The following is a 9446-nucleotide window of genomic DNA, read 5'->3' on the forward strand; positions in this document are numbered from 1 at the left end:
TTAGTCTCGTGGGCTCGGAGATGTGTATAAGAGACAGGTCGTAAACGTCGTACTATCATTGACTTCTTGTTTGTACTGCGTGTTGAATTCAAGATAAATTCGATCAATTTCTTGATCGACGTTTCCGCCTTTGATATGGACGACACCGTGAATTTGACCGCCTGGTTCGCAGCGGTCATCCGTCAAGCGTGTATCGACCGTTGCGGCACCGATTCCGATTTGTGAGAGAATTTTTTTGAACATGATGAATTCCTCCTTTTGATTACGTACGAATGATGAAGCGTGTAAACTTGTCGAACAGGTACGAATTTGCTACAGTTTCGAAAGAACATCAGAAAAGGACGGGACGACTAGTGGAACTACATGAATTAAAAGCGAGTCTTGCCTCGCAAATCACGCAAGGAACACTGATCCATGCAACGATAAGTAATCCGCGTCAAAAATCAAATGATCTCCGACGAATCAAGGTAAAACCGATTCTATTAAGAGATACGGTGATGATGCAGGTAGAGTTTCAATTTGAACGCGTTATGAAGCATGAAAATATTTTAATTGACGATTTCGTCGGGCGACTCGATGACTGGTTCACGGAATTCCGCCAATTCTTATTCCGTTTTGAAGAAGAGGAATGGCAATTCCAGCTCTCGAAAAAGCTGAAAGTCGCGATCAAGACATCCAAAAAGGAGCCGATGAAAGCTCTCTTATCGCATGACCGGAAAAAAACCTATCTATTAGAAGACGGTGTGCCGGTTCCGTTTCTGATTCGCTTAGGTGTCATGACGGAAGCGGGTCAAGTCAAAAAACAGAAGTATGATAAGTTTAAACAAATCAATCGCTTTCTTGAATTTGTCGAGGATAGCATTGCTGCCTTGCCAAAAGGAAAAAAACTCCGGATCTTGGACTTCGGATGCGGGAAATCGTATTTGACGTTCGCTCTCTATCATTATCTAAAAGTCGTCAAAGGATTCGACCTCGAAGTGACAGGTCTTGATTTAAAGAAAGAAGTCATCGAAGAATGTACACAAATTGCGCGTGATCTGGATTATACCGATCTGACATTCCGTGTCGGAGACGTTCATGATTACACAGGGGAGACGGAAGTTGACCTGATGGTGACACTTCACGCTTGTGATGTCGCGACCGACGTCGCACTCGCGCGAGCTGTTGACTGGAATGCATCGGTCATCCTGAGCGTACCGTGTTGTCAAAAGGAATTGAACCGTCAACTGGACTGTTCGCCACTCGATGTCATGCTACAGCACGGACTGATTAAAGAAAAATTCGCATCACTGGCGACAGACTCGATTCGTGCCGAGTTGCTGACGCTCGTCGGATACGAAGCGCAGCTTCTCGAATTCATTGATCTCGAGCACACACCGAAGAACATCTTGATTCGCGCATACAAACAAAACAAGCGACCAACGGAAGAGAAAATCGATCGTTACATCGCGTTCCGTGATTTGTTGCATGCCCGACCATTTTTAGAAACTGAATTAAGCGGCAGACTTGGACAGATTTCACCGAAACTCGTACAATAAGAAGGAGAACGAATCAAAGGAGGCAATACGATGGATTTCCAAATGTATTTTGAAGATGTCGTCCAAACAGCCCGCAAAGAAGCGCAAGCTGCTGGATTTGAAGAATTAACGACGCCAGAGAGCGTGGATGAAGCAATGAAACGCGAAGGGCTAACACTTGTCCTTGTCAATTCGGTGTGTGGATGTGCTGGCGGGATCGCCCGTCCTGCTGCAGCGTACGTTAATCGGAAAGAGGGTATCAAGCCCGATCATTTCGTCACGGTATTCGCTGGACAAGATCGCGAAGCGACAGACCGTGCGCGTGAATACTTCGAAGGTTACCCACCTTCATCTCCATCATTTGCATTAATGCAAGATGGAAACATCCTCTCGATGGTCGAGCGCTTCGACATCGAATCGTTCACGGCGGAAGAGGTCGTCGAGAAACTTGAATCTTTGATTGAAATCTACGCATAAGCAAAGAAGGCTCCTGATAAAGGAGTCTTTTTTTGCGTATTCATGAGATTAAAATAATAAATTTTAAAATTGAAAGCGTTTGCAAAATTGTATAAAAAGTCATTTATGCATGATTTATGAATAGAAACTCAAAAAAATTTATATATTTATGCTTTACAGTGAATAAATATTCGTATATCCTAAAAGCAATAGAACAGGTCAGGCTTTTCGGTATTGAATTGGACATACACATAAGTCATACTATTGTTAAAGTTCTGACAATTGAGCGTTGGAAGGGGAAAACTCGAATGAAAAAATTATTAGCAACGGCAATGGCAGGCATTCTGGCAGTCACGATGGCAGCATGTGGCGCGTCGGAAGAATCAACAGGTGGATCAAGCAAAAGCGATAAAGTATTGACGATGGGAACGTCAGCGGATTACTTCCCATTTGAATACATCGATACGAAAAAAGGAGAGGACATCGTTGGGTTCGACGTTGCGATCGCCAAAGAAGTCACGAAAAATCTCGGGTATGACTTAAAAATCGAAGACATGGAATTCGGTAGCCTACTTGGTGCCCTCAGCTCAGGTCGTGTCGATTTCGTCATGGCGGGTATGACACCGACAGAAGAACGGAAGAAAAATGCTGACTTCACAGACATTTACTTCGAATCGAAAAACTTGGTCATGACGAAGGATAAAGCGATCAGTTCGGAAGACGAACTCAAAGGCAAAAAAATCGGTGTCCAGCTTGGATCAATCCAAGAGGGACTCGCAAAAGATCGCTTCAAAGATAGCGAAGCGGTTCCTTTGAACAAAATCCCAGAAATCATTCAAGAATTGAATACAGGTCGGATTGATGCCCTCATCATTGAGGACGCAGTTGCCGTCAAATACATGGATCAAGATGCATCCCTGAAAACGTACCAGATTGAAGAAGATGGTCCAGCTGGATCAGCGATCGCCTTCAAAAAAGGTGACAAGATGCGTGACGATTTCAACAAAGAGTTGAAGAAGATGATTGACAGTGGTGAAATCGATAAATTGGCTGAAGAATGGTTCCAAAAAGAAGCAAAATAAGTCAAGTGCATGGGGGTGGGGGTAACCTCATCCCTTTTGTGCGACGTTAGGAGATTGATTATGATAGACTTTACAAAGATTCAAGATTCAATTCCATATATTCTTGAGGGGATTCCGGTCCTTTTCCAAGTCGTCATCGTGGCGGCCATTGCCGGGATGCTGATCGGAATCGTCGTCGCGGCACTGAAAATCACGAAGAGCCGTTTCATCCGTTTCATTGGTCATACGTATACGGCGATTTTCCGGGGAACCCCATTGATCTTGCAACTGGCGATCGTCCACTTCGGATTACCACAGTTGACAGGGTATGTCACGACAGGATACCAATCGGCAATCATCGCCTTCTCCTTGAACTCCGGAGCGTACATCTCGGAAATCATTCGGGCCGGGATTCAAGCCGTTGATCGTGGGCAGTGGGAAGCTGCAGATGCGCTTGGTATTTCGTATTTCAAACAACTCCGTTCGATCATTTTGCCGCAAGCCTTTAAAAATATCCTTCCAGCGATCATGAACGAATTGATCACGTTGACGAAGGAATCGGCACTCGTCTCGACGGTCGGTGTTCTCGATGTCATGCGTCGTGCACAAATTGTTGGAGGAGAAAAGGCGATTTATTTCGAACCGTTGTTGTTTGCCGGATTCGTATATTTTGTTCTCGTCATGGGATTGAGCTTGATAGGCCAACAAGTCGAAAAAGCTATGAGAAAGAGTGGGTAATCAGATGGAACCTATGATCCAAGTCACCGATTTGCATAAGCAATTCGGAAAATTAGAAGTATTAAAAGGTATCTCGACGACAGTTACACGCGGTGAAGTCGTCGCTGTCATTGGACCGTCGGGATCCGGTAAATCAACATTTCTACGTTGTATCAACTTACTTGAACAACCAACGAGTGGAACGATTATCGTCGATGGTTTTGAACTGACGAAACCAAAAGCGAACATCTCGAAAGCACGTCAGAACATCGGAATGGTGTTCCAACAATTTAACTTGTTCCCACATAAGTCTGTTCTTGATAACTTGACGTACGCACCGATCAACGTCCTTGGTATCTCAAAAGACGAGGCAGTCAAGCGGGCAGAGACATTGCTTGAACGTGTCGGTCTAGCTGAAAAACGCGATAATTACCCGAACCAGTTGTCAGGTGGACAAAAACAACGGGTCGCAATCGCACGCGCTCTTGCGATGGAACCGAACGTCATGTTGTTTGATGAACCGACGTCAGCGCTTGACCCAGAGATGGTCAACGAAGTACTGGACGTCATGAAACAATTGGCGGAAAGCGGAATGACGATGGTCATCGTCACTCACGAGATGGGCTTCGCCAAAGAAGTCGCGGATCGCGTCTTGTTCCTCGATGAGGGGATTCTGATGGAAGAAGGTTCGCCGGTCGAACTCTTCGACAATCCGAAGACGGACCGGGCGAAAAAATTCCTCGAAAAAGTTTTATGAGCACGGCACGCTAACTCTGAAGAGGGTTAGCGTTTTTCGGTTTTTAGTAGAGAGGGGGATAAGAATGAAAAAATTGCTTGAAGGTCATCATACTCGTCTGACGCGTTTTCAGTCGGAAGATACCGAAGTGATGCAACGTCTGCTTGACGATGCAACGTTTGCTCGTCATTTCAGTGCGACGCCATATCGTCACTTATCGAAGGAAAAGATTGAACAGATGATGGCGACTGATGCTCCGGAGACGTTTCGGTTTGCGATTCGTAACTTCGAAGATGAACGGATGATTGGTGTCGTCGCATTAGAAGATATTTTACCGACACATGGAACGGCATGGCTGATGATTGGCATCGATCCGGATTGTGAAGGACAAGGGTATGCGACGGATGCGCTACAGACGATACTAGAGTACGCCTTCTTAGAGTTGAACTTGTACCGGATTCAATTGACGGTCTTTGAGTATAATACACGTGCGGTTAAGCTGTACGAACGACTCGGGTTCGTACAGGAAGGAAGATACCGTGCCTTTTTACGACGAGACGGAGAGCGGCATGATATGTTACTGTACGGATTACTCGAACCGGAATGGAGAGATCGACAATGATTCAAGAAACGGAAATCTTCGTCCGGTCGTTTCACGCGACGGACTTTTCAGGTCATGATTATGCCCATATCGAACGGGTTCGCCGTTTAGCGTTACATATTGCCAAACAAGAAGGCGGGAACGTCAAAATCATCGAACTATCTGCCTTACTCCATGACGTAGCAGATAGTAAACTCGGGGGAACGGCAGAGACGGTCGCGTCCTTTTTGCAAGGAAAAGTGACGGAAGAAGAACAAGAACAAATTCTAGACATCATCACAAGCCTGTCCTATAAAGACGGTACACGCCCACCGATGCAAACAATCGAAGGGCAAATCGTTCAAGATGCTGATCGTCTCGATGCCATCGGTGCAATCGGGATTGCGCGCACATTTCAGTTCGCTGGTCGGTTCGGGGAGCCGATGCATGTACCTGGTCTAGCACCACGAGAACCGGGTGACCGAACGGGAGAGACGAGTGCCCTGAATCATTTTGAAGAAAAGTTATTCCGGCTAAAAGATTTAATGAATACGAACACAGCACTTCATTTAGCAGAGGAGCGACATCGCTACATGGAAGAGTTCGTTAATCGTTTTAAGCAGGAATGGGAGGGTGCTACGGGAGAAATAGGTGATATGTAAATCAATTTAAACACATAAGGCGCGTTGTCCGGTTCATTTTCCAGACAACGCGCCTTATGTTGTATTTAACTAAGGATGATGGCAGTAATTAACCCAAGTGCTGCGAACAGACCAACGATCGCGCCGCCTTCCTCGTGGGCTTCCGGCATCATCGTCGAAGCGAGCATTGCGATGATCCCACCGCTTGCGAAGCCACCGATCATGGCGAATTGCATGTCCGGTAGTTCTGCGAGAATCGTGTAGCCGGCGAGTGAGGCGAGGGCGGAGATCAACCAGACGACTCCCCACATCAGCAATACTTTATTCTTCGAAAAGCCATCTTTTCGCAAACCGGTCGTACTCGATAAGCCTTCCGGGATGTTGCTGACGAAAATCGCCGCGACGAGTGCCGCGCTGACATTTCCCGATAACAGACTGGCACCGATCATGATTGATTCCGGGATCGCATCAAGAATCGTCCCGAAAAAAATCGCTGTTCCCGTGCCTTCGTTCCCACCAGACGAGCGTTTCCGTTTACTCGCGCCGCGTGACGAAACGAATAGGTCAAAGCCCGTAAAGACGAGTGCGCCGACGATGAAGGAGATTGCGACGACGAGCGTCGTTGACTTCTTTAATGCTTCATCGAGTAACTCGAACGTCGCTGCTCCAATTAAGATGCCGGTCCCAAACGACATGATATAACCAATCAGGCGTTGCTTTAAGGGTAAGTAGAGCCCGAATAGGGCACCGATGACAACGGCACCACCTGCTAGCGCTCCCCAACCGAACGCTTCCCACATACGATCGCCTCCTTCTTGTCCTTTCTACCTGTTCTAGATAATTCATAAACATAGCGAAAAGAAAGAAAAAAGTTCGCGACGCATGCAAGGGGCTGACTTAAAAACAGAATGACGCGTCATTTCACGCCTTTTCCTCAGCGGAGATACAAAATCCTGTAGGAGTGGCGTGAAACGCATGATTCTTATCTTTGTGGAGACCGACTTCTTGAGTCATTCCATCTCAATCATTAGAACGGTTGTTTATTTAACCAATGTCCACCGTCAAGAGCGATACATTCTCCGTTCAAGTAGCGGGCTTGATCTGACACCATCCATGTTGCAAGTGTTGCGATCTCTTCCGGTGTCCCGAATCGACCGAGCGGGACGTTGCGGCGAATTCGTTCCGCGTGTTCCGGTGACAATGAGAGTTTATCAGCACCACCTGTCCGTTCGATCGGTCCCGGACTGATCGCGTTGACACGGGCTTGATATTTATAGCCCCATTCGACGGCAAGCGTCCGCGTCAAGTTCAGGACACCGGCTTTCGCAGCGGCGCTCGGAGCGACACCAGCGCCAGCCTGCCACGCATAAGACGCAACGATGTTGACGATTTGTCCGCCAACGACTTGATCTTCCTGCCATCCTTTGACCAGAGCGTGACAGCAGTTGAATGTCCCGTTGAGGACGATATCGATGACCGTCTTCCATCCATTCGGTGATAACTCGTCGGTCGGGCAGATGAAGTTCCCGGCAGCATTGTTGATCAATGCTTCGAGACGACCGAACCGTTCCCGTGCTTGATTGACAGCAGCCAGACAAGCGTCAGCATCACGGACATCCATCTGAATCGTCAGATGTTCGCCTTGAATCTGCTCCAATGCTTCATCCATCAGTCGCAAGCGTTCCGCGTCGCGTCCTGTAACGACGACGTTCCAGCCGGCTTCCTTTAAGGCGAGCGCCATCGCTTTCCCCATTCCGTTCGTTCCACCCGTCACCATGATCGTTTGTGTCATATTGATTCCTCCTTTATGTAATGAATGAACAGCCATTCATATTCTTTATTCAAAAAAGAAGGAGCGAACTCCTTCTTTTTCTGACTTATTGTGTTGCAAGAGCCGTATCTGTTAAGACAGGAACGACTTGTTTCTTACGTGAAACGACACCTTCAAGGTAAACAAGGTTGTTCGTCGCTTCAAGACCGTAAGCACGCTCGACGAGATTCGCTTCTTTCCCGAGGACGAGTCCAACAGAGTTGTTCGTCAAGATATCCGTGACGATGAAGACGAACAGATCAAGACCTTTTGCAAGGATGACTTCGTTGATCGCTGTTTCGAGTTCTTCTTGGCGAAGCAAGACTTCTGCTGTATCGACCGTGTTGACTTGAGCGATTTCGACTTTGAGTGTTCCCATCGTGAATTCTTTTGCATCAAGTGAGATCAATTCAGGAACGGATTTTTTCGAGAGATCAGCTCCAGCTTTGAGCATCTCAAGACCATAGACGTTCGCATCGACACCAGCGATTTCTGCGAGTTCACGTGCTGCGATGATATCTTGCTCCGTGCAAGTCGGCGATTTGAATAGGAGCGAGTCAGAAATGATCGCTGATAACATCAACCCAGCGATTTCTGGTTTGATGGCAACACCATGCTCTTTGTAGAGCTTGTTAAGGATCGTTGCTGTACAGCCGACCGGTTCTGCCCGGTAGTAAACAGGATCCGATGTCTCAAAGTTTGCGATCCGGTGATGGTCGATGACTTCTGTTACCGTAACCGCATCGATATCGTTCGCACTTTGTTGACGTTCGTTGTGGTCGACTAAAATGACGTGTGACGCTTCTGTCGCGACTTCTGTCACTAAACGTGGTGCTGAAACTTTGAACGTATCGAGTGCGAATAACGTTTCATCATTCATTTCACCGAGGCGGATGGCTTCGGCATTGACACCGAGTGCTTTCTTTAATTCTGCATAAGCGATTGCCGATGTGATCGTATCGGTATCAGGATTCTTGTGACCAAATACTAAAACTTTTTCCATGACGTGTTCACTCCTCAATGATTGTTGTCTCGCCCTATAGTGTATCATATCTCCGATTTAGAAAGCGTTCATTTTCACCATGATACCAGCGATTTTTTCACTCCAGAAGGGGTCTGACGCGTAAAAGACGTTCATGCCTTTTTGTTTGTTCCCAAGGTACGCCCCACGGTAATAACGTCCATCCCGATCGAGATAATCCTTTGCGATGAATCGACCGGTCTGCTCGATCGAGTCCGTCAAGGATTTATAGACGGTCGCATCTTCTCCCGGTGCGGAATCGGTCGCATTGACGCCGAACAAGTTATTTTTCTCGCGGGCAATCTCAGAACGTCCATAATCGGATTCGTGAATCGCATGTGCAAGCAGATAGGCCGCGTTGACACGGTATTTCTTTTCAACGGACTTAAAGACTTTTCCTTTACCGATCAAGGGACTGTCCGGTGCTTGCTCCTTGATGAACGCATCGAGTTGTTTGGCACTGAGACGCGTCGGTTTCGTCAAATCACGTGTTAATGTCTTCGATTCAACATATTTGCTCGTCCGAGGCGTCGCGTTCGTCGCTTCGCCGGCAACGATCAGTCCACCAAGTCCGCTGTCCGCGACGATGTAGTGAAGGAGTCGATCGCCCTTCGTCTGATAATACGATGCATTCGAGACACGTTCTGCCGGGAACGGACGTAAGCGGTCCGTTGGGACATGCCCCGTCACACCGGCGATACTGACACGACTCGTCTGTTCACCGAACTCAAGCAACTGGACACGTGTGCCAGAAGCGACGTAAGTGAGCCGTTTCTTTAACTCAGGGTCACGATGAATCGATAGGATACCACGATCGTCGACGATCCCAGTACCTGGTCCACCGAGGTAGACGTAGCGGTCGTCCGATGAACGTTTCACGGCACCACGCTGACCCGCATATTCCTTC

General features: G+C 47.4%; 12 protein-coding genes. 7 read left to right on the forward strand and 5 right to left on the reverse strand.

Going from position 1 to position 9446, the window contains the following annotated elements; genetic code table 11:
* Nucleotides 1-243, reverse strand: a complete 243-nt coding sequence (locus F8N00_RS13040; RefSeq protein WP_421018349.1) for a sporulation protein — start codon at nt 241-243, stop codon at nt 1-3.
* Nucleotides 244-353: 110 nt separating this feature from the next.
* On the opposite strand from F8N00_RS13040, the gene F8N00_RS13045 reads away from it, so the two are divergent.
* The 7 genes from F8N00_RS13045 to F8N00_RS13075 all read left to right on the forward strand — a co-directional run bounded on the left by F8N00_RS13045 (nt 354) and on the right by F8N00_RS13075 (nt 5729).
* The gene (locus F8N00_RS13045) at nt 354-1538 is read left to right on the forward strand and encodes a class I SAM-dependent methyltransferase (RefSeq protein WP_058712929.1); all 1185 of its coding nucleotides are present in this window, start codon (nt 354-356) and stop codon (nt 1536-1538) included.
* Between the two features lie 30 nt (nt 1539-1568).
* Nucleotides 1569-1994 carry a BrxA/BrxB family bacilliredoxin gene (locus F8N00_RS13050; RefSeq protein WP_023467616.1) on the forward strand — a complete coding sequence of 142 codons (426 nt, stop codon included), beginning with the start codon at nt 1569-1571 and terminating at the stop codon, nt 1992-1994.
* Between the two features lie 287 nt (nt 1995-2281).
* Nucleotides 2282-3055 carry a transporter substrate-binding domain-containing protein gene (locus tag F8N00_RS13055; protein WP_029341130.1) on the forward strand — a complete coding sequence of 258 codons (774 nt, stop codon included), beginning with the start codon at nt 2282-2284 and terminating at the stop codon, nt 3053-3055.
* Between the two features lie 57 nt (nt 3056-3112).
* Complete coding sequence (locus F8N00_RS13060; protein WP_035398698.1) at nt 3113-3772, forward strand: amino acid ABC transporter permease; 660 nt, start codon at nt 3113-3115, stop codon at nt 3770-3772.
* Nucleotides 3773-3785: 13 nt separating this feature from the next.
* On the forward strand, nt 3786-4508 hold the full coding sequence (locus tag F8N00_RS13065) for an amino acid ABC transporter ATP-binding protein (RefSeq protein WP_041255311.1): 723 nt from the start codon (nt 3786-3788) through the stop codon (nt 4506-4508).
* A 64-nt stretch (nt 4509-4572) separates the two neighbouring features.
* Entirely contained in the window at nt 4573-5109 is a 537-nt protein-coding gene (locus F8N00_RS13070; RefSeq protein ID WP_023467620.1) for a GNAT family N-acetyltransferase, read from the forward strand.
* Entirely contained in the window at nt 5091-5729 is a 639-nt protein-coding gene (locus F8N00_RS13075; RefSeq protein ID WP_058265129.1) for an HD domain-containing protein, read from the forward strand. The genes F8N00_RS13070 and F8N00_RS13075 overlap by 19 nt, the downstream gene beginning before the upstream one ends.
* A gap of 65 nt (nt 5730-5794) precedes the next feature.
* Here F8N00_RS13075 and F8N00_RS13080 read toward each other — a convergent pair whose 3' ends face one another.
* The 4 genes from F8N00_RS13080 to F8N00_RS13095 all read right to left on the reverse strand — a co-directional run.
* A complete protein-coding gene (locus F8N00_RS13080; RefSeq protein ID WP_047390876.1) occupies nt 5795-6508 on the reverse strand; it encodes a ZIP family metal transporter in 714 nt (237 codons plus the stop codon).
* 227 nt (nt 6509-6735) lie between these two features.
* Nucleotides 6736-7500, reverse strand: coding sequence for a 2,4-dienoyl-CoA reductase (fadH, locus tag F8N00_RS13085; RefSeq protein ID WP_421018350.1), 765 nt, complete (start codon nt 7498-7500; stop codon nt 6736-6738).
* Between the two features lie 85 nt (nt 7501-7585).
* Complete coding sequence (locus tag F8N00_RS13090) at nt 7586-8521, reverse strand: manganese-dependent inorganic pyrophosphatase (RefSeq protein WP_023467624.1); 936 nt, start codon at nt 8519-8521, stop codon at nt 7586-7588.
* A 57-nt stretch (nt 8522-8578) separates the two neighbouring features.
* Nucleotides 8579-9446 (reverse strand): N-acetylglucosaminidase (locus F8N00_RS13095; RefSeq protein ID WP_421018351.1); only part of this gene is annotated, 868 nt, incomplete at its 5' end.

Source organism: Exiguobacterium sp. A1_3_1, assembly GCF_048985645.1.
Classification (GTDB): domain Bacteria; phylum Bacillota; class Bacilli; order Exiguobacteriales; family Exiguobacteriaceae; genus Exiguobacterium_A; species Exiguobacterium_A indicum.

What these genes read in the sequence shown, in the direction of transcription:
- F8N00_RS13040 (WP_421018349.1), bottom strand. Translation starts at nt 243, where the DNA reads ATGTTCAAAAAAATTCTCTCACAAATCGGAATCGGTGCCGCAACGGTC.
- F8N00_RS13055 (WP_029341130.1), top strand. Translation starts at nt 2,282, where the DNA reads ATGAAAAAATTATTAGCAACGGCAATGGCAGGCATTCTGGCAGTCACG.
- F8N00_RS13075 (WP_058265129.1), top strand. Translation starts at nt 5,091, where the DNA reads ATGGAGAGATCGACAATGATTCAAGAAACGGAAATCTTCGTCCGGTCG.
- F8N00_RS13090 (WP_023467624.1), bottom strand. Translation starts at nt 8,521, where the DNA reads ATGGAAAAAGTTTTAGTATTTGGTCACAAGAATCCTGATACCGATACG.
- F8N00_RS13070 (WP_023467620.1), top strand. Translation starts at nt 4,573, where the DNA reads ATGAAAAAATTGCTTGAAGGTCATCATACTCGTCTGACGCGTTTTCAG.
- F8N00_RS13065 (WP_041255311.1), top strand. Translation starts at nt 3,786, where the DNA reads ATGATCCAAGTCACCGATTTGCATAAGCAATTCGGAAAATTAGAAGTA.
- F8N00_RS13050 (WP_023467616.1), top strand. Translation starts at nt 1,569, where the DNA reads ATGGATTTCCAAATGTATTTTGAAGATGTCGTCCAAACAGCCCGCAAA.
- fadH (WP_421018350.1), bottom strand. Translation starts at nt 7,500, where the DNA reads ATGACACAAACGATCATGGTGACGGGTGGAACGAACGGAATGGGGAAA.
- F8N00_RS13080 (WP_047390876.1), bottom strand. Translation starts at nt 6,508, where the DNA reads ATGTGGGAAGCGTTCGGTTGGGGAGCGCTAGCAGGTGGTGCCGTTGTC.